The 24255-nt window shown below is 65.6% G+C and carries 26 protein-coding genes; 15 read left to right on the top strand and 11 right to left on the bottom strand.

Translation table 11 applies throughout. The annotated features are described in order from the left end of the window. Positions 1 to 28 precede the first annotated feature (28 nt). A complete protein-coding gene (thiL, locus tag ACT53M_RS07400; RefSeq protein ID WP_476232445.1) occupies positions 29 to 928 on the top strand; it encodes a thiamine-phosphate kinase in 900 nt (299 codons plus the stop codon). 57 nt (positions 929 to 985) lie between these two features. Here thiL and ACT53M_RS07395 read toward each other — a convergent pair whose 3' ends face one another. From ACT53M_RS07395 to ACT53M_RS07365, 7 genes are read right to left on the bottom strand one after another with little or no spacing between them, the layout of a single operon-like run. Next, positions 986 to 1645 (bottom strand): glutathione S-transferase family protein, encoded by a 660-nt coding sequence (locus ACT53M_RS07395; protein WP_476232444.1) that lies wholly within the window; start codon positions 1643 to 1645, stop codon positions 986 to 988. Beyond that, entirely contained in the window at positions 1642 to 2415 is a 774-nt protein-coding gene (locus ACT53M_RS07390) for a VOC family protein (RefSeq protein ID WP_476232443.1), read from the bottom strand. The genes ACT53M_RS07395 and ACT53M_RS07390 overlap by 4 nt, the downstream gene beginning before the upstream one ends. A 33-nt stretch (positions 2416 to 2448) precedes the next feature. Then, positions 2449 to 2805 (bottom strand): DUF1428 domain-containing protein, encoded by a 357-nt coding sequence (locus ACT53M_RS07385; RefSeq protein ID WP_476232442.1) that lies wholly within the window; start codon positions 2803 to 2805, stop codon positions 2449 to 2451. 11 nt (positions 2806 to 2816) lie between these two features. Continuing rightward, positions 2817 to 3488, bottom strand: coding sequence for a glutathione S-transferase family protein (locus tag ACT53M_RS07380; protein ID WP_476232441.1), 672 nt, complete (start codon positions 3486 to 3488; stop codon positions 2817 to 2819). Between the two features lie 16 nt (positions 3489 to 3504). Continuing rightward, positions 3505 to 3987 (bottom strand): VOC family protein, encoded by a 483-nt coding sequence (locus ACT53M_RS07375; RefSeq protein WP_476232440.1) that lies wholly within the window; start codon positions 3985 to 3987, stop codon positions 3505 to 3507. Positions 3988 to 4034: 47 nt separating this feature from the next. Continuing rightward, on the bottom strand, positions 4035 to 4265 hold the full coding sequence (locus ACT53M_RS07370; protein WP_476232439.1) for a DUF4287 domain-containing protein: 231 nt from the start codon (positions 4263 to 4265) through the stop codon (positions 4035 to 4037). Positions 4266 to 4281: 16 nt separating this feature from the next. After that, positions 4282 to 4713, bottom strand: a complete 432-nt coding sequence (locus ACT53M_RS07365) for a VOC family protein (protein WP_476232438.1) — start codon at positions 4711 to 4713, stop codon at positions 4282 to 4284. Between the two features lie 77 nt (positions 4714 to 4790). Here ACT53M_RS07365 and ACT53M_RS07360 point away from each other — a divergent pair, with 77 nt between their 5' ends. Beyond that, on the top strand, positions 4791 to 5477 hold the full coding sequence (locus ACT53M_RS07360) for a winged helix-turn-helix transcriptional regulator (RefSeq protein ID WP_476232437.1): 687 nt from the start codon (positions 4791 to 4793) through the stop codon (positions 5475 to 5477). A 77-nt stretch (positions 5478 to 5554) separates the two neighbouring features. After that, positions 5555 to 6559: a cobaltochelatase subunit CobS gene (gene cobS / locus ACT53M_RS07355; protein WP_476228718.1), complete on the top strand. Its 1005-nt coding sequence runs from the start codon at positions 5555 to 5557 to the stop codon at positions 6557 to 6559. On the opposite strand, the gene ACT53M_RS07350 is transcribed toward cobS, so the two are convergent. Together ACT53M_RS07350 and ACT53M_RS07345 are read right to left on the bottom strand one after the other, a co-directional pair. Further along, on the bottom strand, positions 6556 to 7560 hold the full coding sequence (locus ACT53M_RS07350; protein WP_476232436.1) for a hypothetical protein: 1005 nt from the start codon (positions 7558 to 7560) through the stop codon (positions 6556 to 6558). The genes cobS and ACT53M_RS07350 overlap by 4 nt on opposite strands. 71 nt (positions 7561 to 7631) lie before the next feature. Further along, the gene (locus ACT53M_RS07345) at positions 7632 to 9185 is read right to left on the bottom strand and encodes a CpaF family protein (RefSeq protein ID WP_476232435.1); all 1554 of its coding nucleotides are present in this window, start codon (positions 9183 to 9185) and stop codon (positions 7632 to 7634) included. A 458-nt stretch (positions 9186 to 9643) separates the two neighbouring features. On the opposite strand from ACT53M_RS07345, the gene ACT53M_RS07340 reads away from it, so the two are divergent. From ACT53M_RS07340 to ACT53M_RS07290, 11 genes are all read left to right on the top strand, one after another. Continuing rightward, complete coding sequence (locus ACT53M_RS07340; RefSeq protein ID WP_476232434.1) at positions 9644 to 10528, top strand: SPFH domain-containing protein; 885 nt, start codon at positions 9644 to 9646, stop codon at positions 10526 to 10528. 68 nt (positions 10529 to 10596) lie between these two features. Continuing rightward, the gene (gene cobT, locus ACT53M_RS07335; protein WP_476232432.1) at positions 10597 to 12423 is read left to right on the top strand and encodes a cobaltochelatase subunit CobT; all 1827 of its coding nucleotides are present in this window, start codon (positions 10597 to 10599) and stop codon (positions 12421 to 12423) included. A 52-nt stretch (positions 12424 to 12475) separates the two neighbouring features. Beyond that, positions 12476 to 12694: a ribbon-helix-helix domain-containing protein gene (locus tag ACT53M_RS07330; RefSeq protein WP_476232430.1), complete on the top strand. Its 219-nt coding sequence runs from the start codon at positions 12476 to 12478 to the stop codon at positions 12692 to 12694. A 144-nt stretch (positions 12695 to 12838) separates the two neighbouring features. Next, positions 12839 to 13375 carry a glycoside hydrolase family 108 protein gene (locus ACT53M_RS07325; RefSeq protein WP_476232429.1) on the top strand — a complete coding sequence of 179 codons (537 nt, stop codon included), beginning with the start codon at positions 12839 to 12841 and terminating at the stop codon, positions 13373 to 13375. Beyond that, the gene (locus ACT53M_RS07320; RefSeq protein ID WP_476232427.1) at positions 13372 to 13965 is read left to right on the top strand and encodes a hypothetical protein; all 594 of its coding nucleotides are present in this window, start codon (positions 13372 to 13374) and stop codon (positions 13963 to 13965) included. Before ACT53M_RS07325 ends, ACT53M_RS07320 begins: the two co-directional genes overlap by 4 nt. 337 nt (positions 13966 to 14302) lie before the next feature. After that, the gene (locus tag ACT53M_RS07315; RefSeq protein ID WP_476232425.1) at positions 14303 to 14623 is read left to right on the top strand and encodes a hypothetical protein; all 321 of its coding nucleotides are present in this window, start codon (positions 14303 to 14305) and stop codon (positions 14621 to 14623) included. A gap of 135 nt (positions 14624 to 14758) precedes the next feature. After that, the gene (locus tag ACT53M_RS07310) at positions 14759 to 17296 is read left to right on the top strand and encodes a TonB-dependent receptor (RefSeq protein ID WP_476232423.1); all 2538 of its coding nucleotides are present in this window, start codon (positions 14759 to 14761) and stop codon (positions 17294 to 17296) included. A 4-nt stretch (positions 17297 to 17300) separates the two neighbouring features. After that, the gene (locus tag ACT53M_RS07305; protein ID WP_476232422.1) at positions 17301 to 17999 is read left to right on the top strand and encodes a tetratricopeptide repeat protein; all 699 of its coding nucleotides are present in this window, start codon (positions 17301 to 17303) and stop codon (positions 17997 to 17999) included. Further along, positions 17993 to 18676 (top strand): Fe2+-dependent dioxygenase, encoded by a 684-nt coding sequence (locus ACT53M_RS07300; protein ID WP_476232420.1) that lies wholly within the window; start codon positions 17993 to 17995, stop codon positions 18674 to 18676. The genes ACT53M_RS07305 and ACT53M_RS07300 overlap by 7 nt, the downstream gene beginning before the upstream one ends. 95 nt (positions 18677 to 18771) lie before the next feature. After that, the gene (locus tag ACT53M_RS07295) at positions 18772 to 20169 is read left to right on the top strand and encodes a DUF4139 domain-containing protein (RefSeq protein ID WP_476232418.1); all 1398 of its coding nucleotides are present in this window, start codon (positions 18772 to 18774) and stop codon (positions 20167 to 20169) included. Between the two features lie 4 nt (positions 20170 to 20173). Beyond that, a complete protein-coding gene (locus ACT53M_RS07290) occupies positions 20174 to 21721 on the top strand; it encodes a DUF4139 domain-containing protein (RefSeq protein WP_476232417.1) in 1548 nt (515 codons plus the stop codon). A 3-nt stretch (positions 21722 to 21724) separates the two neighbouring features. Here ACT53M_RS07290 and ACT53M_RS07285 read toward each other — a convergent pair whose 3' ends face one another. Further along, positions 21725 to 22021 (bottom strand): hypothetical protein, encoded by a 297-nt coding sequence (locus tag ACT53M_RS07285; protein ID WP_476232416.1) that lies wholly within the window; start codon positions 22019 to 22021, stop codon positions 21725 to 21727. 74 nt (positions 22022 to 22095) lie between these two features. On the opposite strand from ACT53M_RS07285, the gene ACT53M_RS07280 reads away from it, so the two are divergent. Continuing rightward, entirely contained in the window at positions 22096 to 22524 is a 429-nt protein-coding gene (locus tag ACT53M_RS07280) for a CBS domain-containing protein (RefSeq protein WP_476232415.1), read from the top strand. A gap of 6 nt (positions 22525 to 22530) precedes the next feature. On the opposite strand, the gene ACT53M_RS07275 is transcribed toward ACT53M_RS07280, so the two are convergent. After that, a complete protein-coding gene (locus ACT53M_RS07275; protein ID WP_476232413.1) occupies positions 22531 to 24033 on the bottom strand; it encodes a lipopolysaccharide biosynthesis protein in 1503 nt (500 codons plus the stop codon). Between the last annotated feature and the right edge of the window lie 222 nt (positions 24034 to 24255).

The raw sequence follows: 24255 nt of genomic DNA, 5'->3' as shown, positions 1-24255 counted from the left end.
CTAAAGGCAAGGATCGGGAGCCTACCCGATGAACGAATCCGCCTTCCTAGCCGCCTTGCGCACCTTGCCGCTCCACCCCGGCGCGCGGGCGTTGCGCGATGATACTGCCGTGCTCGGCGATCTGGTCGTCACGCATGACGTGCTGGTCGAAGGCGTGCATTACCTCCCAGGCGATCCGCCCGGCGACATCGCCTGGAAGCTGCTCGCGGTGAACCTCTCCGACCTCGCCGCCAAAGGCGCAGTGCCAGAGGGCGTGCTGCTCGGCTATCCGCTCGCGGGCGATGAAGCATGGGACGCCGCCTTCCTTGCCGGGCTGGGCGAAGCGCTGGCGCGGTTCGACTGTCCACTGCTTGGCGGCGACACAGTGAAGGCCCCGGCCGGCGCACCGCGCACCTTGTCGCTTACCGCGCTCGGCCGCTCGACTATTGCGCCGTGCCGCACCGGGGCGCAGGCGGGCGACCTGCTCTGCGTTACCGGCACGATCGGCGATGGTGGTGCGGGGCTGCGGGTCGCGCAAACCGGGCAGGGCGATCCGGTGCTGCTCGCCCGCTATCGCCGGCCGATACCACGCCTTGCCGAAGGTCGCGCCCTGGCGCCGCTGGTCCATGCGATGATGGATGTATCCGACGGGCTGCTGATCGACGCCGCGCGTATGGCCGCGGCCAGCCGCCTGAAGGTCCGCATCGACCTCGGCGCAGTGCCGCTTTCCTTCGCCTATGCCGATGCCGAGGGCGAAGACCGCGCCGCGCGGCTGGCGGCTGCGACGGCGGGGGACGATTACGAGCTGCTGTTCGCGCTGCCCTCGGGCGTCCGTCTGCCGCTCGCCGCCACCTGTGTGGGGCGGTTCGAGGCCGGCGAGGGGATCGCGCTGTACGACGGCGCGATCCCGGTACCGTTACCCGAACGACTGGGATTCCAGCACGGCTAAATGAGGGCTGCCGTGGCGGTGGTTAGCCCATGGGATTCCCCTGGTGCGATGGGTTCGTCAGTCCCGGTCGGGCGCGCCGAGCGGGAAGAGCGGGCGATAGGGTCGTGCGTCCTCGACGCAGCGCGCAATCGAGGGGCGTGCGAGCAGCCGCGCCCGATAGGCGAGGAGCCGGGGGTAGGCCTCGCCGATAGGGTGCACCCAGTCGGCGTAGAACAATGCCGGTGCGGCCGCGCAATCGGCAATGGTGAAGGCGCCGGCGGCCGCCCATTCGCGGCCCTCCAGCCAGTCTTCCAGCCAGGCATAGGCGCATTCCAGAGCCGCCCCTGCCTCAGTCACCTCGACGGGATCGCGCCGTTCGGGTGGGCGCCTGGCATCGACCACCGGCCGCAGCATCGGCCCCATGACGTGGTTGTCGAAGATGCGGTCGAGCATCCGCACTTCCAGCGCCGCGTCCGCGTCGGCGGGGATCAACGGGGCCGGGCCGGGATGGTGACGGTCGAGATATTCGATGATGATGCTCGATTCCATCACCACCCGCTCGCCATCGACCAGCAAGGGGAATTTGGCGAGCGGCCAGAGGCGAGCAAGTTCGGCGCCGTTCTCCGCCTGGTCCGGCCCGAGCGGACGGAAGCGAAACGGCGTGCCGTTCTCATAAAGCGGAATCAGCGCTTTCCATGTGTAAGACGAAAGTGGATGGCCGAACAGGTCCAGGCTCATTGCGGCACTCCGCTGACCAGCCCGAACGTCGCGCCGTCGGGGGCGACCGCCTGCAGCACGCGCTCGCCGCCGGGTACGTCCATCGGGCCGTTGACGACGGTGCCGCCCGCTGCCGTCACCCGGTCCTTCGCGGTATCGACATCGTCGACACGGAAGTAGAAGTTCCAGCCCGGCCTGCCGCCCGGCGGGCAGCGCATGATCGCGCCGATCGGCGCGTCCGTACCGATAAAGCTGTATTCGCCCATCTCGCCCATCGGCATCCCGCCCAGCCGCGTCAGGCCGAACTGGCGATGGTAGAAGCCCAGCGCGCCTTCCGCATCGGGCGTGAGCAGTTCGTTCCAGCTCACATGGCCCGGGCCGCGCCGTTGATAGACAGTGCTGACAGCGCCTTCGGTCGCACCGCGCATAACGTAGAAGGGGACGCCCTGCGGATCGGTGACCATCGCGATGCGGCCGATGCCTGGCACCGACCAGGGCGGAACCAGCGTCTTGCCGCCTTCCGTGGTGATCGCCGCGACGGCGGCATCGACGTCGGCGACACCCAGATAGCCGAGCCAGCACGGGGTGGCGCCGGCTGCGGTCATGGCGTCGTCGAGCTGGAGCATCCCTCCGACGGCACCGTCGGCTGCCGAAATCATGCGATAGTCGAGGCCGCCGGGATCGGGCCGGGCGATGGTCCAGCCCGTGACGGCCGCGTAAAAGGCCGTCGCCGCGCCGGCGTCGCGCGTCATCAGTTCGTACCAGATGAAACTGTTGTGCTGCTCGGTCATCGCTTCCTCCCCTGCTGGACGGTGGTGTGCGGCTCAGCCTTCGCCCTGGTCGACGATCGGTTCGAAGCCGCCCCAGAACATGCGCTTGCCGTCGAACGGCGTGGTGCGGTCCTGCATGTCGGGGTGCTCCATCAGCTTGTGCCAGCCGGCATCGCGCGTCGCCTTGTCGGGCCACAACACCCAGGCGAGCACGATCGCCTCACCCTCTTCGGCCTGGGCAGCACGGTAGAAGTCGGTCGCGGTGCCGTGGGGCACATCCTCGCTCCATGTCTCCATCACGCGGGTGGCGCCGAATTCGAGGAACAGGCGCGCCGTGGTTTCGGCAAGTGCGGTATAGGCATCGCGGTTTGCTTCGGGCACCGGAATCACATAGCCGTCGAGATACGCCATGGTCCTTCTCCTCAGGAGAGTTGCGGCATTTCGGTCTTGAGTTCCGCGAGTTGCGCCGTGTGGGCGGCGACGAAGCCCGGCCTGCCCAGGCAGCGTTGCTGATAGGCGGCGAGGTTCGGGTGCGCGGCGAGCATGTCGGTATGCTCCAGCGCGCGGAGTGCCGATGCCATCAGCAGATCGCCGGCAGTGAAGTCGCCTTCCAGATAGTCGCGCTCGCCCAGCGCCCGGGCAAGCTGGCCCAGCCGCTTGTCGATTGCGGCGACCAGGCTGGGTCGACGCAGCGGCGCCCATTGCTGGTCGCGCGAGAAGGTGTCGACATTGGTGAGTTCGAGCAGCATCGGCTCGACGCTGTTGAGCGCAGCGAACATCCAGCACTGCGCCCGGGCGCGCGTTACCGGATCGGTGGGGAGCAGGGCCTCCGAACGCTCGGCGATATGGAGCACGATCGCACCCGATTCGAACATGCGTATATCGCCTTCGCGATAGGCGGGCACCTGGCCGAACGGTTGCTCGGCATAATGGCTTTTCGGCCGGCGTATCGTGCTGATCGTCTCGATGCGATAGGGGATGCCCGCCTCCTCCAGCGCCCAGCGGACGCGATAGTCGCGGACAAAACCGCGGGCGAAATCGGGCACCCAGTCGAGCGTGACGATTTCGATCGGGCTGTTCGGGTCGATGGGCATGGCAGGGCTTCTCCGATCAGGCGGGTTCGACGGCGCGTTCGAGTGTGGCGATATCGATTTTGGTCATTGCCATCATCGCCTGCATCGCCCGGCCGGCGCGGGTGCGATCAGGGTCCGCCATCAGTTCGGTCAGCCGCTTCGGTACGATCTGCCAGCGCAGCCCCCAGCGATCCTTGCACCAGCTGCAGGCAATTTCCGCGCCGCCACTGCCGGTGATCGCATCCCATAGCCTGTCGGTTTCCGCCTGATCTTCTGTATGGATCTGGAACGAGACGGCATCGGTGAAGCTGGCATTCGGCCCCGCATTCAGGCCGACATAGCTGAGGCCCGCCAGGGTGAACTCGACCAGCAGGACCGCGCCCTCTCCCCCTGCGGGATAGTCCATTGGGCTGCGCACGATGCGGTCGATCCGGCTGTCGGGGAGCAGCGAGACGTAGAATTGTGCGGCCTGTTCGGCTTCGCCGTCGAACCACAGGCAGGGCGTGATCTTCTGGTGCATGCGCGTCTCCATTCGTGCCGTTCAGGCAGGGGATGGGCAGGTGGCCGTCACGCGTCGCCCTCTCGCTTTGCCCCCTTCAGCAGCGCGACAATTGCCATGGCGTGCCCATGGCCCAGCCCATATTGTTCCTTGAGATCAGCAACGATCGTACCCGCCTTCACCCCTGCGCGCAGCCCGGACGCATCGGTCCAGCCTTTCTCCGCCGCATAGGTGCGGAAATCGTCGGGGCTGCAGCCGGTCTTCGCCTGAATGTTGTCGAGATAGGCCTGGAAAGACATATGGGCGCTCCCGGGTTCAGGCGGGTTCGGCTGCGGCCATGGCAGCCTGCATGGCCGCAAGGTCCATGTGGAACGGCTCGAACACATGCCCGTCCGGATCGGTGAAGGTCCGGCCGTACATGAAGCCGAGTTCCTGCACCGGGCGGATGTCGCCGCTGCCACCACCGGCGACGGCCTCTTCCACGATTGCATCGACCGCTGCGCGGTCCTCGCACGGCAAGGCGATCAGCACCTCGGTCACGGCATGTGCATCGGCGACGGCGCGCGGGGTGAAGGTCTGGAAATAATCGCGGTGGAGCAGCATGAAGGTCAGCGCTTCCGAAAACACCATCGAACTGGCGGTGGGGCCGCTGAACTGTCGATTCATCGTGCAGCCGATCGCCTCGTAAAAGGCAGTCGCACGCGCCACATCGGCGACGGGCAGGTTCACGAACACCGGCTGTACCATGTCGTCTCTCCCATTTCGGCCACGCTTCGAGTCGCGGCGCGCTTGATCCGTGCCCCCGCTGATCCTAAAAAGCAACTGTGTCGTTAGAAAAACTAACTAATCTGTATCAGAAACGCCGCTATGGCGATGCGTGCGGCGCCGCGCTGGCGCTGGAATTTGTGGGCGAGCGCTGGGCGCTGCTCATCGTGCGCGAGTTGCTGCTGGGGCCACGGCGCTTCGGGGAGATTCGTGCCGGCCTGCCAGGCCTCAGCGCCAACGTGCTGACGCAGCGGCTTACCGAAATGGAAGCGGACGGGCTGCTGGTTCGCGAAAAGCTCCCGCCCCCCGCCAGCGTACAGGTCTATGCGCTTACTCCCTGGGGCTATGCCGCCGAGCCCATGATCCTGGCGATGGGGCGTTGGGCGCTCAGTTCAGCGCGGCATGACCCGACATTGCCCTTTTCGCGCGTGTCGCTGATGCTGGCATTGCGGATGCTGATGCTGCCCGACAAGGCGGCTGGCTGGGCGGGACGGATCGGGTTCCGGCTGGGCGAAGAATGCTATCTCGCCACCCTGGCGGACGCGGCGCTTGCGATCACGCGCGGCACGCTGGACGGTGCGGAGGCGGTGTTCGTCGGGGAACCAAACCAGTTCCTGCCGGTGTTGTTCGGCACCATGCCGCTCGCCGTCGCGCTCGCCGAAGGGCGGTTTGTGGTTGAGGGGGACATCCCGCGCGCAGCCGATTTCGCGACGTTGTTCCTGTTGCCGCCAAAAGTCGCTCCCTGATGCCAGCCGAGGACCATGCGGTTGCAGTGCGGCAAACAAGCCTCTAGGTCCGGGCGGACTCAAGGATTTGAAGACCCATGGCCGACATTCCCAACACTCTGCCCGACAGCCGGGATTCCACGATCCTCGACGCGCCCGACAAGATGGTGAAGGTGCGCGAGCTGTTCGGCATCGACATCGACATGGAAGTGCCCGCCTTCAGCGAGGCGGACGAGCGGGTGCCGGATCTCGATCCCGCCTATGTGTTCGATCCGGATACTACCCTGGCGGTGCTGGCGGGCTTTGCCCACAACCGCCGGGTGATGATCCAGGGCTATCACGGCACCGGCAAGTCGTCGCACATTGAACAGGTGGCGGCGCGGCTGAACTGGCCGTGCATCCGCATCAATCTCGACGCGCATATCAGCCGTATCGACCTGATCGGCCGCGACGCGATCGTGCTGAAGGACGGCGTGCAGGTCACCGAATTCCGCGAAGGCCTGCTGCCCTGGGCGCTGCAGACGCCGACCGCGCTCGTGTTCGACGAATATGACGCCGGCCGTCCGGACGTGATGTTCGTCATCCAGCGCGTGCTGGAAACCGAAGGCAAGCTGACGCTGCTCGACCAGAACCGGGTGATCCGCCCGAGCCCCTGGTTCCGCCTGTTCGCGACCGCCAACACGGTGGGTCTTGGCGATACCAGCGGCCTGTATCACGGCACGCAGCAGATCAACCAGGGCCAGATGGACCGCTGGAACATCGTCGTCACGCTCAACTATCTGCCCGCCGCGACCGAGGCGAAGATCGTGCTCGCCAAGTCCGGCGAATATGACAAGCCGGGCGGCAAGGAGACGGTGGAGAACATGGTCCGCGTGGCCGAACTCACCCGCCGCGGCTTCATCAACGGCGACATCTCGACGGTGATGAGCCCGCGTACCGTGATCACCTGGGCGCAGAACGCGCTGATCTTCGGCGACATCGGCTTCGCCTTCCGCCTGTCGTTCCTCAACAAGTGCGACGAGGCGGAGCGGGCACAGGTCGCTGAATATTATCAGCGCGTGTTCGGCAAGGACCTGCCCGAGAGTGTGGTCGGCCGCGCCTAAACGGCGCCATTCCCGAGCTGCCAGCGCAGTGCGCGGACGAACGGATCGGGATCGTCGAGGCGGAAGGCGATCGCCGTTATCGGTGCTCGCGGGCGCAGCAGCTTGCCGCGGGGGACCGGGCTGTTCAGGCGCAGCACGATGTTCGGCCAGGCGAGCAGTCCGGCATTCAGCGTACCGCTGTCCTTGACCAGCGCGGAATCGAACAGGGTCTCGACTGCGGCGATGTCACTACAGGCGACGAACCGGTCGATCGCGATGCCGGTGCGTACCTGCACGCCTTCCGGCGTCAGCAGCACCGGGCGCAGCCGGAACGACTTGATCAGCCCGATCATGTAAACCAGCCCGACATCGCTCACCACGAACAGGATATAGGCGGCCCAGCGGCTCCAGTGCGCGAGCAGCAGATGGTGGATCGCCACTTCGATTGCCTGCAGGCTCAGCAGGGTGACCGCCATCGGGGTCAGGTGACGATGATAGGCAAAGCCGCGGCACCCCTCCGGCACATCGGGTGGAGCGCCCCAGCGGAACAGGGCAAGGTGGAGCAGCCGCAACTCGGCCGCAGCCAGCCGGACCAGCGGCGCGGGCAGCAGCTCCGAAGCGGCGGCAACAAAGCGCTCCCGATCGGCGCGGCGAAACTCCGCCTGCGCCGCCATCAGGCTCCAGCATAAATGCAGCGACAGCACGGCGAGCAGCACGATCGGCAGGACCGGCAATGCCAACACGGCGGCGCGCACCGGCGATGGTGCTGCGACAAGAAACGCGAACACGGCCGCTGCCAGCGTTGCGACCATATCGCGCGGACGGGGACGGTGACGCGGCGTCTGCGCCATGAGTGTCAGCATGCGCGTATCGCTGGCGACCCACAGGAACACCAGCCCGGCGGCCAGCGGATATGCCGTCGCCAGCGGGGTCCGCATTGCCAACGCCGCGCCGAGCAGCACCAGCAGCGGCAACAGGCGGCGTGCGACGCGCGGGATTTGCGGCTGGCGGACGGCGATCATGCGGGGCTCCCGACGCAAACAGGGCGGGCCTTGTCTAGCACATCCTCCGCAGGAACCACAGACGCTGCTGCCTAGAGGCAGGCCTCCAGCAGCGCCTGGTCGAAGCCGAACTGCTTGGCCTTGTCGAGCGTATAGGGGCGCAGGCCCATCGAGCGATATTCGCCGATGATCTTGCCGTCGGCGGTTTCGTCCAGATACTCGAACTTGAACAGTTCCTGGGTGACGATCACCGGGCCTTCCATGCCGATCACTTCGGTCACATTGGTCACGCGGCGCGAACCGTCGCGCAGGCGCTTTACCTGGATGATGAGGTCGACCGAGTCTGCGATCTGACGACTGATCGCTTCCTTGGGCACCTTGATGTCCGACATCATCACCATGTTCTCCATACGCGCCAGCGCCTCGCGCGGGCTGTTGGAGTGGAGCGTACACATGGATCCGTCGTGGCCGGTGTTCATGGCGGCGAGCATGTCGAAACACTCGGCGCCGCGAATTTCGCCCAGGATGATCCGGTCCGGGCGCATACGCAGCGCGTTCTTGACCAGGTCGCGGATGGTGATCTCGCCCTGACCCTCCAGATTCGGGGGGCGGGTTTCGAGCGGCAGCCAGTGCGGCTGCTGCAGGCGGAGTTCGGCCGCGTCCTCGATGGTCAGCACGCGCTCGCCCGGGTCGATCATCTTCGACAGCGCGTTGAGCATCGTCGTCTTGCCCGAACCGGTACCGCCCGAGATGACGATGTTGAAGCGGCTGGCGCCGGCGATCTTGAGCGCCGTCGCCATGCGTTCGGACATCGACCCGCCCTTGGCCATCATGTCGAGCGTGATCGGCTTGGCGGAGAATTTACGAATCGAGATGGCAGTGCCGCGCAGGGAGAGCGGCGGCACGATCACGTTGACGCGGCTGCCGTCCTTCAAGCGGGCGTCGGCCAGCGGCGTGGTCTGGTCGACGCGGCGGCCGACCGAGTTGCAGATGCGCTGCGCGATCTGGAACAGATGCTCCTCGTCGCGAAACTGGATGTTGGCCAGCTCGAGCTTGCCCTTGCGTTCGACATAAGTCTGTTCCGGGCCGTTGACCATGATGTCGCTGACCGCCGGATCGGCGAGCAGTTCCTCGAGCGGGCCCAGGCCGAGCAACTCGTCAACCAGCACCTTTTCGAGCGCGAACTGTTCGCGCCGGTTGAGCGTCAGCTTCAGTTCGGCAAGCACTTCGCCGATGATCGGGCGGAATTCCTCGGCCAGCTCGTCCTTGCTCAGCGTGGCTGCGGCTTCGGGATCGACGCGCTCAAGGAGGCGCGGCAGCACCTGTTCCTTGATCCGGTGGATCGACGCTTCGAACCCTTCGCCGCGCGAGTTGCCGGCCTCGCCCGAAAGCGCCTGGCGATCGGCAAGGCGCTGCATGGCGTCGGCACTCGTCATGCTGGGGCCGCTGGGATCGCGCTCCGCCATGGGGTCGACCGTGGACTGACCGGGCAGCGGCACGCTGTTGATTGGCGGGAACTGCTCGCCCCCCGCCGGCAGCGGCTCGGGCCGGCCCGGCGCGGAACCCTGCATGGGCCGCGCGACACCAAAGGCAGGACGGCCAGTCATGCCGCCACCCATTCCACTGCGTCGTCCGAAAGCGCTCATCGCAAAACTCTTCACCCCCAGCGAAGGGGACGAATTAAGCCATAAGCCTTGAAAATTAGCTAACTACGCGGCTGACCCGGAGGGTGCGCCGCGCGCCGGCGTCGGGTGCGCGGGGCCATCCAGTTTCGCTTGCAAGCGCCAACAGAAAGCGTAGATTCGGCGCTGCATTCGGTGCTGGACAAGGAGCAGGCATTAGCGACGTTTTGGCTTGAGCTGTAGGATTGTGGCGTTCCGCTTCTCAAACGGAATTGTACCGCGATTTGGCTGTTGCTGTGTCGTCCTGCCTGCGTGACTGAAGCTGTTCAGCCGCGCATCCCGCCCGACCTCCACCTGACCATCGAACCACGTGTCCGATACGCTCGGCCGCGCGCAAGGCTTTGCGCGGGCGACATGGGGCCGCGCGCGCCCGAAAGCGGCGCCGGGGGACGCTCTTCCCCCAATCGCATGGAAAATCGAAAATGGCTTACGAACCGGGGACTTTCGGCGGCGGATTGCCGCGCATCGGGCTGGGCCGCCTGTTGGGGCGGACATGGCTGTGGATCGGGATTGCAATTGCGGTCGTGATCTTCGGCATGTGCAGCTTTGCGCGCGTCGAACCGGGCCAGGTTGGTATCCGCGTCAACAACATCGCCGGTGGCGTGCGACCGGAATCGCTGCCGGTCGGCTGGTACATCGCGATGCCGGGCACGCATATCTATCAATATCCGGTGTTTACGCGCACCTATACCTGGACCGCGTCGAAGACTGAGCAGAGCGAGATCGACGAGGCATTCACCTTCCAGGACAAGAACGGCCTGTCGCTACGGGCGGATGTGGGCGTTTCCTATCACGTCGATCCGTCCAGGGCGTCGATCCTGTTCCAGCGCTATCGCACGGATATGGACCAGATCATCGCCGGGCCGCTGCGCAATGCGATCCGCAACGCGATCGTCGAGCGGGCGGCGCAGCTCGGTGTCGAGGAGATCTATGGTACGCACAAGGCCGAGCTGATCACCACCGCCACGCGCCGCGTGCAGGCGTTCTTCGCGCCGGTGGGGTTGCAGGTCGAGCAAATCTATTGGGCCGGCAACATCGTCGTGCCGGAGGCGGTGCTCAACCAGATCAACGCCAAGATCGCCAATGAACAGGCGGCGCTGGCAGCCAAGGCCAATGTCGATACCGCCAAAGCCAATGCGGAGGCGCGCATCGCCAAGGCCGAGGGCGATGCCAAGGCGATCCAGGTCGAGGCGGAGGCGATCCGCACCAATCCGGAAATCGTCCGGCTGCGCGCGGTGGAGAAATGGAACGGCCAGTTGCCGACCTATACCGGGTCGGGGCCGCTGCCTTTTCTGGACATCAAGTGACCCATGGAGCGCCGGCAGCAATGCCGGCGCTTCCTTGACTTCTGCGGGGGCGGGGGCATGTGGGGAGGATGGCGCAGGATTCCCCTCTCGATCGGTTTCGCGACGTGTTGGCGGGAACCGCCCGCGCCCTTTCGGGCAATGCCGAGCTGGAGTTCGGCTTCACGGCCGATGCGCCCTTCCAGAGCGGCAAGACGATCAAGGTGCCGACGCCGTCGCGCACCCTGCCGCCCGAACAGGTGGCCGAGGCGCGGGGCTTTGCCGACAGCTTCGCGCTGCGCATGCGGCACCATGATGCGACGATGCATAGCCGGAGCGCTCCCCGGGAGGCGACGGCACGCGCTGTCTATGACGCCGTGGAAACTGCGCGTGTCGAGGCACTGGGCGCGCGCGGCTATGCCGGCATCGCCGACAATCTGGAACATGCGCTCGCCATGCGGCTGCGCTCCGACCCGATCGGCCGGGCGCGGACGCGCGACGAAGTGCCGCTGTCCACTGCCGTCGGGCTGATGGTGCGCGAGCGGCTGACCGGCCGCGAATCGCCCGCTGCCGCAGCGCTGGGGCTGGCGCTGGTGCGCGACTGGATCGAGGATCGCGCCGGACCCGATCTCGATGCGCTCGCGACGGCCATCGACGATCAGCGCGCTTTTGCCGAGCTCGCGACCCGGCTGCTCGAGGATCTCGAGCTGACCGAAGGTGACATGGTTCCCGACGAAGCCGACGAAAATGGCGGCGAGGAAGAGGGCGAGCAGGACCAGCAGGAACAGGGCGAAGACGAAGGCGAAGCCCAGTCGCAGCAGGGCGAGGGCCAGACCGAGGCGCGCGGCGAGCAGCGTGAATCGGAAAAGGGCGAGGAAGGCGAACAGGACGCCTCCGACGCGATGGACGATGGCGATGGCGAGCCCGGCGATGACGGCGAGGACGGCATGATGCCGGTGCGCCCCAATCGCCCGTGGAGCGACCTGCCGCCGCAGTTCGAATATCGCCCCTTTACCACCCAGTTCGACGAAGTCGTCGCCGCGACCGACCTGTGCGACACCGACGAGCTCGAGCGGCTGCGTGCCTATCTCGACCAGCAGCTCGTCCATTTGCAGGGCGCTGTCACCAAGCTGGCCAACCGGCTGCAGCGCAGGCTGATGGCGCAACAGAGCCGCAGCTGGGATTTCGACCAGGACGAAGGCCTGCTCGACGCAGCGCGGCTGGCGCGCGTGGTGGTCAACCCGATGCAGTCGCTTAGCTACAAGGTCGAGCGCGATACCGAATTCAAGGACACGGTGGTGACGCTGTTGATCGACAATTCGGGGTCGATGCGCGGCCGGCCGATCTCGATTGCGGCGATCAGCGCAGATATTCTGGCGCGCACACTAGAGCGGGTGGGCGTGAAGACCGAGATTCTCGGCTTCACCACGCGCGCGTGGAAGGGCGGCCAGGCGCGCGAAAAATGGCTGGCGGAAGGGCGCACGCCGCAGCCGGGGCGTCTCAATGACCTGCGCCACATCATCTACAAACAGGCCGATGAGCCGTGGCGCCGCGCGAAGAAGTCGCTGGGCCTGATGATGCGCGAGGGTCTGCTCAAGGAAAATATCGACGGCGAGGCGCTGCTCTGGGCGCATGCCCGGCTGCTCGCCCGGCCCGAGGACCGCAAGATCCTGATGGTGATTTCCGACGGCGCGCCGGTCGACGACTCGACGCTGTCCGTCAATTCGGGCTCCTATCTGGAACGCCATTTGCGGCAAGTGATCGGCTGGATCGAGACGCGCTCGCCGGTGGAACTGGCCGCGATCGGCATCGGCCATGACGTGACGCGCTATTACCAGCGCGCCGTGACGATCATGGATGCCGAACAGCTCGCCGGCACGATGGTCGAGCAGCTGGCGGCGCTGTTCGACACCGAGTGACGCGGTGGCGGTGCCGGAGATACTGCCGCCGCCGGGGGGCTTTCACGGGCCGGTGAAACGGTCGATCACCATTGCCGGCCATCAGACGTCGATCAGCCTTGAACCGATTTTCTGGGCTGCACTCGAACAAACCGCGGCGGATGCCGGCCTGCCGCTCAGCGCCTTGGTTGCGGCAATCGATCATGCCCGAATCGGCGGCGAGGTGCCGCCGAACCTTGCCAGCGCGATTCGCACCTGGCTGATGACGCGGCAAAGCGCACAGACATTATAAGATCAGGCCCAGATCGGTACTTTTAGTACCGGTCGGTGGCGCGAGATCATGCTATTTCTCTGCGCGTACTTCGAGTGCCTGCCTGCCCGTTTTCGGGGGCGGTCGGCTTCGGAGGCTATCGTTTCGGGCGGCGGGGGGCGCAACGTGACGAACGACGACATCATCAATGCGATTTTTCAATACGAAGGCGGGTTCGTCAACGATCCGGCGGACCGTGGTGGTGCCACAAACTTTGGTATTACCGCCGGCGTGTTGGGTCAGACCTTCAATCCGCCACGTCTAGCCACGGTCGACGAAGTCAAAAACTTATCGCGAGATCAGGCGAAGGCGATCTACGTCCAGTCCTATATCATGGCGCCCGGCTTTGACGGGATTGCGAATGTCCGACTTCGATGGGTGCTGGTCGATACCGGCGTGCTGCATGGGCCGAAGACCGCGATCAAGTTTCTGCAACAGGCGCTGGGCGTCACGGTCGATGGAATCATGGGCGACCAGACGCTTCAGGCGCTCAGGGCGCTGGGCGAGCCGGAGGTTGCGAATGTGGCAAACAAGGTGCTGGGCCTGCGAATCCAGCGCTATGCGGCAATCGTCAGCAAAGATGCCACACAGCTTCGTTTCCTGCAGGGGTGGATCAACCGCGCCGTTTCTATCCTCACGGCGCCTGAGGGGAGCACGTCATGAACGACCTCATCGCGCTGATTTCGCCCGTCTCCTCCCAGCTTGCGACAGCACTTGCCGGCCGCAATGCCGCTCTGGCGCTGCGTCTGCTAGCCCGCGCGGTGCTGGGGGACGAGGATGCGAGCGTCGAAGCCCTTGTCGCCGCGCTGAAACAGGCGGACGATTCCAAGTCGCTGAAGATCGCCGCGGCCGAAGCCGATTATCGCCGCTATACCGCGAACATGGAGGTGCAGCTTGCGGAGATCGGCGCCGACAGCGCGGAAAAGGCGCGGCAGGCGTTGATTCAGCGAGAACTGGATGCTGCCGGCGATCGCGCCAACGCCCGGCAGCGGCAACAGGTGACCAATGATCGCACCAATGCCTATCTCGCCTATGTGGTGACGGTCGGGTTTCTCCTCACCATCGTTCTGGTCGCCTATTGCAACCAGGCGTCGCAGAGCAATCCGGTGCTGCAGACGCTGCTGGGCATATTGGGCACCGGCTGGGCATCGGTGATTGCCTTCTACTATGGGTCGAGCGTCGGTTCGAAGGAGAAGACGGCCATTCTGGGCGAAGCAAGCACGCCGCCAAAATCGACGACACTGCCGGGCTAAGGAGGGTAACCGACCATGGCGGACCAGCAAAACACATCGTCGCGCGACGACAGCCCGTTCGCGACGACGGATTCAGGGCTGGCGTTCGCATCGCTGGCCGTAATTGTCTTGGCATTCGGCTCGGCGATCATCCTTGGCGAGGTGAGAACCTGTTCGGCACCCCCGCCAAGCCCGGGGCCAAGCGCAAGCCCGACGCGGTAAAGCGACCCCGCGGTACAGAAGGACGGTCGGCGACGCGCGCCGCTTGCTGCCCAAGCTGAGCCGCTGCCGAGCCAGCCAAGTGCGACAGCCGATGTGCACCCCTTGAACCCGTCGCATTTCCGGCCGTTGATTGCAGATGTTCGCACATCTGCCACTCGCCTTGCTGATCCAGGCCGCCACTCTTTTGCTTGCCCGAGCACTCGGCGTCGATGTCGTGGCGGGTAGCTGGCTGGGCGCGTTTTGCGCCACGGCCGTGTGCGTGGCGCGGGAGATCACCCAGCGCGAATATCAGTGGATCGAGCAGTTCGGCGGCGGCAGGCGGCGCAACATGCCGGTCTTTGCGGGCTATCGCTTCTGGGAATGGAACTGCCATTCGAAGCGTGAAACCGTCGCGGCGGTTCTGCTGGTGGTCAGCCTGGCAGCTGCCGGCACGGCACTACACGCCAAATGGGCGTGATCGTGCAATATAACGAACCAAAAACGCTAATTGGACCCTTATAGCGCCGATTTTTGCAAACCGCTCGCATTAGCGTTGACTCTGCGAACAAGTCGCAATAGCGAGGCCCCAACAACAATTTTTGGGGGTCTCTCCTTGGTACAGCTGCGTTCCGAGCCACTGGTCTCGCCTCGTGTTCCCGCCTTCCTGGCACTTGCCTGTGTGGGTTTCGTCGCCTCCGCGCCCGCCCATGCGGACGCCGACGGCAAGAAAGATCCGGGTGCGGACGATCAGGATCGCCAGCAGGTGGTCGTCACCGGAACCCGGGCGAAAGAACTGGTCGGGCCGAAAGCGACTGCGCGCGTCGTCAACACGCCGCGATCGGTGGTGGTTCTGTCCGAAGACGTGATCCAGCAAACCGCCTCAGCCTCGCTTGCCGATGCGCTGCGCACCGTGCCCGGCATCACCTTTGGTGCTGCGGAAGGCGGCAATCCGATCGGCGACCGGCCGTTCATTCGCGGCTTCGACAGCCAGGGATCGATGTTCGTCGACGGCGTGCGCGATACCTCGTCGCAGACGCGCGAAGTGTTCGCGACCGAGCAGGTGCAGATCGTGCGCGGTTCGGATTCGACGCTCGGCGGCCGTGGCAGTGCAGGCGGTTCGATCAACATCATTTCCAAGCTGCCGCTTGCCGGCAACTTCATGGCCGCCTCCGCCAGCTATGGCACGGCCGACTATCGCCGTTTCACGCTCGACGTGAACCAGAACGTCACCGACCGGATCGGCGTTCGCGTCGCTGCGCTGTGGCACGATCAGGATGTGGCCGGTCGCGATTCGATCTGGCAGCGCCGCTGGGGCATCGCGCCGTCGGTCACGCTGGGTATGGGCACCGAAAGCCGGCTGACCGTTGCCTATTATTATCTCGAAAGCCACGAGATGCCCGACAGCGGCATCCCGTTCCGCTATGCGCTGGCCAATGCGCCGGGCACCGGCAACATCCTCAACCAGCCGGTGGTCGGCAATTTCACGACCATCGGGGGCGTATCGGGCAATGTCTCGCGAAACCGCTTCTACGGCGTTACCAGCCGCGACTTCCGCGATGCCAAAACGCATCAGGCGACGATGCGCTATGAGCATGACTTTGGCGGCGTCACGCTGCGCAACACCGCGCGCTACACCTATACCGACCAGGCCTATATCTACACGCTGCCGGACGACAGCACCGGCAATGTCTATGGCACCGCCACCGCCAATCCGACCAGCGGTCCGGCGGGCGCGCGCGGCGATGTCCTGACCGGCGGTTATGTCTGGCGCCGCGCGAATACCCGCTATGGCTATACCCAGAACCTGACCAACCAGACGGACCTGTACGGCACCGTGGAAACGGGATCGGTGAAGCACAGCTTCTCGGTCGGTACCGAAATAAGCTGGGAAAAGGCCCGGCGCGGTACCTTTGTAACGCGCGGCTATCTCAACAGCGCCGGCACTGAAATCCTGTCCACCGGCAGCCAGACCAGCCCCCGCTGCAACGCGGCAACGATCGCGCGCTATTATTGCGCCAGCGTGTTCAATGCGAACCCGAACGATCCCTGGGTCAACTATGCCAGCGACACGTCGACCACGACGTCGCCGATCGTCCGCACGCTGCCGATCGAAGAAACGCAGAACGAGGCGCATACCGTCTCGGTCTATGGCTTCGATTCGATCACGCTGCTGCCGCAACTGATCCTGAATCTCGGCCTGCGCTACGACCACTTCACGTCGAAGGTGACGCCGGGCCAGCCGGTGAGCGCCACCAGCACCTTCTCGCTCAGCCGTACCGACGATCTGGTGAACGGTCAGGCCGGCCTGGTGTTCAAGCCGACGGCGAACACCAGCCTGTACGCCAGCTACGCCACCGCTGCGACGCCGCCTAACAGCCTGTTAGGCGAGGGGCAGGATGCCAATACGCTGGGCACCACCACCAGCGCCGCTGCGCTGCTCGACAGCCTGAAGGTCGAGAAGACCAAGTCGTACGAGGTCGGGGCCAAGGCCAGCCTGTTCCAGGACCAGTTGGCGCTGGGCGCCGCGCTGTTCCAGACTGACACCGACAATGCCCGGGTCACCGGTGCGGACAACACCGTCCAGTTTGTAGGCAAGCGGCGTATCCGCGGCGTCGAGCTGACCTTCAACGGCAATATCACCAAGTGGCTGAGCGTGTTCGGCGGCTATACCCATCTCGATCCGGTGATCGTCGATGGCGGCTTCACGGCGCTGACTGCGGCCGCAGTGGGGAACCAGAAGGCCAAGACGGTGCTAGTGCCTTCGGTCAACACCGGTCGTCAGGCGACCCAGACCGCGAAAGACAGCTTCACCCTGTGGGCCGATCTGAAGCCGGTGCACCGGCTCACCCTGGGCGGCGGCGCTTTCTACACCAGCCGCGTCTATGGCGGGTATCAGGACAACCGCGCCGCAACGCAGGATGCGAACGGCGTTGTCACGGTCAGCCCGGCGACGATCGTGCTGCTCCGCTCGGTGCCGTCCTATTGGCGCTTCGACGCGCGGATGGGCTACGACATCACGCCGCGTATCCAGCTGAGCGTCAATGTCCAGAACCTGACCGACAAGACCTATTATACCCAGGCCTATACGTCGCATTACGCCACCATCGCGCCGGGGCGCTCGGCGCTGGCGACCATCAATGTGAAGTTCTGATCCCTTGGCCCCTGCGCTCGACACCCTGACGGCCGAGGAAATCGCCGCCCGCCTCTCCGGTTCGCCGGGGGCGCGGGCGGCGCTCATTCGGGAAGGCGCAGAGGCCGGCGTCAGCGAGGCGCAGGCCGTATGGGGCCAGATGCTGCTGGACGAGGGGCGCGCACACGAGGCGTTCGGCTGGTTCGAGCGGGCCGCCCGTGCCGGCCATCTGATGGCGCTCAACATGCTGGGGCGTTGTTACGACCTCGGCTGGGGCGTGGCGGTGGACAAGGTTCGCGCTGCCGAATGCTTCCGCGTCGCTGCCGAACGCGGGCTCGACTGGGGCATGTATAATTACGCCACCGCGCTGGCGCTGGGCGAGGGCTTGACCGAGGACAAGGCCGCCGCGCTCGCCTGGTTCGAGAAGGCCGCCGCAATGGGCAATGCCAAGGCCATCAACTATGTCGGCAGCTTCCATGAAGATGGCTGGGTGGTGTCGCAGGACATGGCAAAGGCGGCCGAATGCTATGCGCGCGCGGCAGAGGGAGGCGATTTTCGCGGCGCCTTCAACCATGCGCGGATGCTGGCGCAGGCGGGCGAAATAGACGCCGCTGCGCACTGGCTGGCGCGCTGTCGCGAAACGGCCACGCCGGCATTTCTTGAAAAAGGGCGGGCATGGCTGCGGGCCTCGCCCTGGCCCGAACTGGAGACACATCTTTGCTGATCGCCATTCCCGACCTGTTGGCTCCGCAGGAAGTCGCGCAGGTCCGCGCCATTATCGATGCAGCCGAATGGATAGACGGCAATGTTACGTCAGGTGCCCAATCGGCACTGGCCAAGCGCAACGAACAACTGCCCGAAGGCAGCGACGCGCATCGCCAGGCGGGCGCGATCATTCTCGATGCGCTGGCGCGCTCGCCGCTGTTCGTTGCCGCCGCGCTGCCGCTCAAGGTGTTTCCGCCGCTGTTCAACCGCTACGCCGGGGGCCAGACGTTCGGCACCCATGTCGACAACGCCATCCGCATCCAGCGCGGCAGCGATTTTCGCATCCGTTCGGACCTGTCGATGACGGTCTTTCTCGAACCGCCCGAGGCGTATGACGGCGGCGAGCTGGTGATCGACGGGCTGTTCGGCGGCCAGTCGGTCAAGCTGCCTGCCGGTCATGCGGTGCTTTATCCATCTTCCAGCCTGCATCAGGTGACGCCGGTCACGCGCGGGGCGCGGGTGGCGAGCTTTTTCTGGCTGCAGTCGATGGTGCGCGATGATGGCGAACGGCGCATCCTGCTCGATCTCGACCGGTCGATCCAGTCGCTCGCCGGGCAACTGGGGCAGGGGCATGCGCAGGTGGTGGAGCTGACTGCCGTTTATCACAATCTGCTGCGCCGCTGGGCGGATGCCTAGGCCGGCGCCCGTCGCAAACGGCACGGGAAAATAGCGCTGTCGCAGGGCCTTCAACCTGCTACATGGGATTCGACCAACCAAGGGGGAGGATGGTGATGCGGCATCTGATGTGGCTCGTTGCGGCATGCCCGCTGGCAGCGCAGGCACAGGAAATCCCCGCCCCCGACCAGAGCGCACAGGGCGACCTGGCAATCACCATTTATCAGAACGGCCAGTCGCTGGTGCAGGATGTGCGCCAGCTCGACCTGACCGCCGGCCGCACCCGCCAGGAATTTCCCGACGTATCGGCGCAGATCCGGCCCGAGACGGTGACGCTGTCCGGCTCCGGTATCGGCATTGTCGAACAGAATTTCGACTATGATCTGCTGACGCCCGGCAAGCTGATGGAAAAGGCGGTCGGTTCGGTCATCACCATCGTTCGCACCAATCCGGCGACGGGCGCGGAAACGCGCGAACAGGCGCGGGTGCTGGCGGCCAATGGCGGCGTCGTGCTCCAGATCGGCAACCGTATCGAAGTGCTGCGCGACGACGGTCTTCCCGTCCGCGTGATCTTCGACAAGGTGCCTGAAAATCTCCGTGCCCGCCCGACGCTGTCGGTGACGCTGCAGGTGGCGAAGGGCGGCCGCGTGCCGGCATCGCTCAGCTATCTGACGCCGGGGCTGGGCTGGACCAGCGACTATGTGATGCTGTTCGACGAAGCCAGGGGCGCGATCGACATGCAGGGCTGGATCACGCTGACCAACAACACCGGCACCACCTATCGCAACGCCGATGTGCTGCTGGTGGCAGGCAAGCCCAACAACGGCGGCGGACGGCGGGAAATGCCGCAGTTCGGCCAGGGCGGGGACGATACGATCGACGAGGCGGGGACCGAGACCAGCACCCGCGAAAGACTTGGCGACTATTATCTCTATCCGCTCGGCCACCGCACCACGATCGCCAATGCCCAGCAGAAGCAGGTCAGCTTCCTCGACGTGAAGGGCGCGCCGGCGCGCAAGGCCTATGAATGGGTCAATGGCTGGCTGGCGAGCGAGGACGAGTTTCGCAGCGCCGCGAGCGTGCTCAAATTCTCGACCTCCCGGAACGGCGGGCTGGGTGATCAGCTGCCCTCGGGCACGATCCGCGTCTATATGCGCGACAAGCGCGGCGAGCCGCAGTTCATCGGTGAGAGCCGGGTGGATGCCGCGCCGATGGGATCGGCCATGGCGATCCGTACCGGCGACGCTTTCGACGTGAAGGGCAAGGCGACGGTGGTCGAGCGCAAGCGCGAGTCGAGCCGGCGCTGGACGACCACGATGCGCTATGACTTCACCAATGCGCGGCCGGAGCCGGTGACGGTCGATCTCGCGCAGAACGGTCTGTGGGGCGATGTCCGCATCACCAGCCAGAGCCTGACCGGCGAGCGCGTCTCGGCGGAGCGGATGGAGTGGAAGGTGCCGGTGCCCGCCAATGGCAAGGCATCGGTGACCGTGGTGTTCGATACGCGCTACTGATCCGATGCTGGCGCGCATCGCCCTTGCCTTGACCGCGCTGGTCGCAGCCGCGCCGGCGGCGGCACAGGCGCTGGTCGTGTCGGAAAAGCCCGACAGTGTGGCGGTGACGCTCTATCGCGACCCCGATCGCGGCGACCGGCCTATGTCGCGCTATTGGCCCGGCGGCTATGCGCTGGTTACCGAGACACGGACGATCACGCTTCCCGCCGGTTCTTCGGTGATCCGCTTCGTCGGCGTGTCCGAAGGGAGGATGCCCGAAACCGCGATCGTCACCGGCCTGCCGCGCGGCGTGGGCGAGAAGAATCGCGATGCCCGGCTGCTGTCGCCGGCCGCGCTGGTTGATGCCTATCTCAAACGCCGGGTGACGGTGCGCCGCACCGATCCCGCCACCGGCAAGGTGACCGAGAGCGAGGGCGTCATCCAGTCAGGACCGGCGGACGGGGTGGTGCTGACGACGGCGGCAGGGGTGGAAGCGCTGGGCTGTTCGGGCCTGCCCGAGGCGATCCGCTATCCCGGTGTCCCGGCCGATCTTGCCGCCAAGCCCACGCTGTCGGTGACGACCGACAGCGCCGCCGCCCAGACGGTGACGGTGCAGCTTTCCTATCTGGCGCAGGGCTTCGACTGGGATGCCAATTATGTCGCCGAACTTGCGCCCGATGGCGAGACGCTCGACCTGTTCGCCTGGCTGACGGTGCAGAATGGCGGGTCGCAGGGCTTTGCCGATGCCCGCACGGCCGCCGTGGCGGGCAAGCCGAACAAGGGGCGCTCGGCGCAACTGCCGTCCGGGCCGGAACCCGAACTGCATCTGCAATGCTGGCCGATGGGGACCACGAGCGACGTGTCTCAGTCTTTGCCCGCGCCGCCGGAGGTGATGATGGCGGCGCCGGCACCCGCGCCGCCTGCGATGGACATCGTCGTAACCGGTATGCGTGCGAAGAGGCTCGCTGAGCCTGCGATGATGGCCGAACAGGAGGATCTGGGCGACCTCAAGCTTTATCGGGTCCCTGAGCCGGTGACGGTCGCCGCCCTTTCGACCAAGCAGGTGGCGATGCTCCACCGCGAGCGGGTGAAGGTCGCGCATATCTATCGCGGCGAATTCTGGTCCTTTCCCTATGCCGCCGACCAGCGCCCCACCGCGCGCGCCGCCACGCTGGTGCTGCGCGCCGAGAACAAGACCGCCGAGGGGCTTGGCCTGCCGCTGCCCGCCGGCAAGGTTGCCCTGTTCGCGCCGCATGGCGACCAGTCGCTGCTGATCGGCGAAAGCAACCTGACGGATCGGGCCATTGGCGAAGACGTCGAGTTTCTCCCCGGCACGGCGAGCGATGTGCGTTACACCGTCACCGCGCTGCCTGCCGACCGCCGTCATGCTGACTACCGCATCGCCGTCAGCAATGCCTATGACCGGCCCGTCACGTTCGAACTGCCGATCCCCTATCGCGGGGCCACCGCCAGCGCGAAGCTGGTCGAGCGCAAGGGCATGAAGACCTGGGCCGTCACGATTCCCGCCAACGGCACTGTCACGCTGAACCTGTCGCTGAAGGTCGGTCGCTGAGCCTCAGTCGAGGTCGACTTCGCCCTTCAGCGGGTCTTCGACCTGCGCATCATGGCCGCTCCCCGAGCTGAGGAACATCAGCCCCATCAGCGCCGCTGCCATCATCACCGTCAGGAACACGCCGAAAAAGGTCGCGATGGCGGTGAAAAGGTACAGCTCGCCCATCGACCAGTACAGCCAATATTCGGCCGCCAGCGCGGCCAGCACCGCCACCACTGCCATCCAGCCGAGGATGCGGCGGAACCGCCCCCAGGCAAAGGCGGCATAATCGGGATCGTCGAGGCCGGTGCGCTGTTCCATGCTTTGCAATTGGGGACGAATCGTGGGACAAACAACGTCCAAAAAATAGCACAGCCGTTTGAGGAGAGAATGCGATGACCATCGCGGCAATCCTGGCAGGCAAAGGGCGCGACGTGGTGTCGATCGCCGCCAACAACAGCGTAAGAGAAGCGATAGCGCTGCTCGCGACACGGCGGATCGGTGCCGTGCCGGTAATCGATCGCGGTCAGGTGGCCGGGATCTTTTCCGAACGCGACGTGATCTACTGCCTTGAGCGGGAGGGCGCCGACGCGCTCGACAAGCCGGTATCCGCAGTGATGACTGCCCCGGCGATCACCGTCGGTCCCGAGGAAACCGTGCTCGGCGCATTGGCGCTGATGACGCGGCGACGCATCCGCCATCTGCCGGTGGTGGACAGCGAGGCGTGCATCGGCTTCGTGTCGATCGGCGATCTGGTGAAGTACCGGATCGAGCGGATCGAGTCGGAAGCCGATGCGATGCGCGCTTATATCCAGGCGGCCTGAAGCGCCTTAGCGCCCGCGCCGGCGCACCAGCGCAACCGCTTCGGTCAGCGCCGGCCGGGCGAAGACGAGCAGCAGCCCGCCATAGCTGGCGCCGCCCGTCGTCACCAGCAGCGCCAGCCGCGGCAGCGGGTGCAGCGGCGGCAGCACGTGATCGACCATGGCGACAAGCAGCGCCATCGCCGCTGCCGCCAGCACGGGCGGGGCCAGCGCCTCGACCAGCATTGCCAGCCGCACGCCGATCACCGGCAGGGTCCGGTGCGCCGAAATCGCGAGGTAGAAGGGGTAAGCGGCGAACCATGCCGCCACCAGCCCCATCAATCCCCAATGCACCCCGACGAGAAAGGCGATCGGCAGCAGCAAGGCCCCGGTGGCGCCGTTGCGCGCGCTGATCCCGGGGCGCCCGCAGGCGTCGCTCGCCGGGGCGAACAGAATCTGCAGCGTCATCATCGGCATCGCCAGCGCCAGCCAATGGACGATCGGCACCGCCTGCATCCATTTCGGCCCGAGCACGACGGCGACCAGCGGCTCGGCCGTCGCTGCCAGCCCCAGATAGAAGGGCATCGCCACGAGCATGATCAGCCGCGCACCCTTCACAAAGGCGGATGCCACGGCGGCGCGGTCTGTCTTGATCCGCGCATAGGCCGAGAAAGCCACTTCGTTCAGCGGCGGCACGAACTTGGATACGAAGATCTGGGTGAGGAACAGGCTGGTCGTATAGATGCCCAGCGTGTGCGGATCGAACATGCGGCCGGCGATGAACACATCGGCTTGGCTCTGCAGGAACCAGAAAATCTGCCCCGCTGCCATCACCCCGCCATAGCGGGCAATGTCGCCGGCGCCGCGGAAATTGAAGCTCGGCCACATCAGCGAGCGTGCCGCGATCGTCATCCCGATCGCGCGCGTCGCGAACAGCGCGATCGGCGCGGCGACCAGCGTCCACATCTCCCAGCCCGACAGCGCACCGGTCAGCGCCGTGCAGGCGCCGACCAGCGAGGAGACGAAATTGACCTGCGCCTGTTTGCGGAAGTCCATCGTCCGCGCGAGCAGTGCATAGGGAAGCGCGATGAATGGCGTTGCCAGATAGAGTAGCGCCTGCACGCGCAGCAGTTCGGCGACGATCGGCTGGCGATAATAAGCGGCGGCGAGTGGCGCGGCGATCACCTGTATCGCAGCCAGGCCGCCATTGAGCAGCAGCAACATGCCGAACAGCTGGCGCTGGGCATGGGCGTCTGCATCGCCGCGCTGGATCAGTGCACTCGCCAGCCCATAGCCGTTCAGCATGTTGAGCAGAACGAGAATCACCTGCGTCATCGCGAACAGGCCATAATCGGCGGGGTTGAGGATCCGGATCACGAGGAAGGTCGATGCCCAGGTGAGCATCTGGCCCAGAATCTGGGTGCCCGAACGCCAGATGACGGCGCTGCGCACCTGTTCGCGCAGCGATTCCACGGGCTGATTCGGGGTCTGGGCAGTGGTTTCGGTCACGCTGCGGGTATGCCCCAGACCCATTGAGAAGGCGTAAAGCGCGGTTTTCTGCGGGTTTCGGGGGCGGTTTCAAAAAAAAGACAGAAAGTTTCAAATCGGTGTTGACCGAATCAAAAGCCCCGCATAGAAGCCGCTCCACCGACGCGGTGCACTTCACTGGACGGCGCGGCGGTCACCGAAAATCAGGCGCGGCGGCCGCCCCGAGAAAAAGGGGAGAGGCGCAGCGTCGGTTTTTGTCGCTCTTTG

This window comes from Sphingomonas sp. DMC6 (genome assembly GCF_056314225.1).
The sequence above is the reverse complement of the archived record's forward strand: the minus strand, read 5'-3'. Positions and strand labels throughout refer to the sequence as shown.

Bases quoted from the DNA above. Each gene is read 5' to 3' on its own strand.
- thiL (WP_476232445.1), top strand. From the start codon at position 29: ATGAACGAATCCGCCTTCCTAGCCGCCTTGCGCACCTTGCCGCTCCAC.
- ACT53M_RS07395 (WP_476232444.1), bottom strand. From the start codon at position 1,645: ATGAGCCTGGACCTGTTCGGCCATCCACTTTCGTCTTACACATGGAAA.
- ACT53M_RS07390 (WP_476232443.1), bottom strand. From the start codon at position 2,415: ATGACCGAGCAGCACAACAGTTTCATCTGGTACGAACTGATGACGCGC.
- ACT53M_RS07385 (WP_476232442.1), bottom strand. From the start codon at position 2,805: ATGGCGTATCTCGACGGCTATGTGATTCCGGTGCCCGAAGCAAACCGC.
- ACT53M_RS07380 (WP_476232441.1), bottom strand. From the start codon at position 3,488: ATGCCCATCGACCCGAACAGCCCGATCGAAATCGTCACGCTCGACTGG.
- ACT53M_RS07375 (WP_476232440.1), bottom strand. From the start codon at position 3,987: ATGCACCAGAAGATCACGCCCTGCCTGTGGTTCGACGGCGAAGCCGAA.
- ACT53M_RS07370 (WP_476232439.1), bottom strand. From the start codon at position 4,265: ATGTCTTTCCAGGCCTATCTCGACAACATTCAGGCGAAGACCGGCTGC.
- ACT53M_RS07365 (WP_476232438.1), bottom strand. From the start codon at position 4,713: ATGGTACAGCCGGTGTTCGTGAACCTGCCCGTCGCCGATGTGGCGCGT.
- cobS (WP_476228718.1), top strand. From the start codon at position 5,555: ATGGCCGACATTCCCAACACTCTGCCCGACAGCCGGGATTCCACGATC.
- ACT53M_RS07350 (WP_476232436.1), bottom strand. From the start codon at position 7,560: ATGATCGCCGTCCGCCAGCCGCAAATCCCGCGCGTCGCACGCCGCCTG.
- ACT53M_RS07345 (WP_476232435.1), bottom strand. From the start codon at position 9,185: ATGAGCGCTTTCGGACGACGCAGTGGAATGGGTGGCGGCATGACTGGC.
- ACT53M_RS07340 (WP_476232434.1), top strand. From the start codon at position 9,644: ATGGCTTACGAACCGGGGACTTTCGGCGGCGGATTGCCGCGCATCGGG.
- cobT (WP_476232432.1), top strand. From the start codon at position 10,597: ATGGCGCAGGATTCCCCTCTCGATCGGTTTCGCGACGTGTTGGCGGGA.
- ACT53M_RS07320 (WP_476232427.1), top strand. From the start codon at position 13,372: ATGAACGACCTCATCGCGCTGATTTCGCCCGTCTCCTCCCAGCTTGCG.
- ACT53M_RS07315 (WP_476232425.1), top strand. From the start codon at position 14,303: ATGTTCGCACATCTGCCACTCGCCTTGCTGATCCAGGCCGCCACTCTT.
- ACT53M_RS07295 (WP_476232418.1), top strand. From the start codon at position 18,772: ATGCGGCATCTGATGTGGCTCGTTGCGGCATGCCCGCTGGCAGCGCAG.
- ACT53M_RS07290 (WP_476232417.1), top strand. From the start codon at position 20,174: ATGCTGGCGCGCATCGCCCTTGCCTTGACCGCGCTGGTCGCAGCCGCG.
- ACT53M_RS07285 (WP_476232416.1), bottom strand. From the start codon at position 22,021: ATGGAACAGCGCACCGGCCTCGACGATCCCGATTATGCCGCCTTTGCC.
- ACT53M_RS07280 (WP_476232415.1), top strand. From the start codon at position 22,096: ATGACCATCGCGGCAATCCTGGCAGGCAAAGGGCGCGACGTGGTGTCG.
- ACT53M_RS07275 (WP_476232413.1), bottom strand. From the start codon at position 24,033: ATGGGTCTGGGGCATACCCGCAGCGTGACCGAAACCACTGCCCAGACC.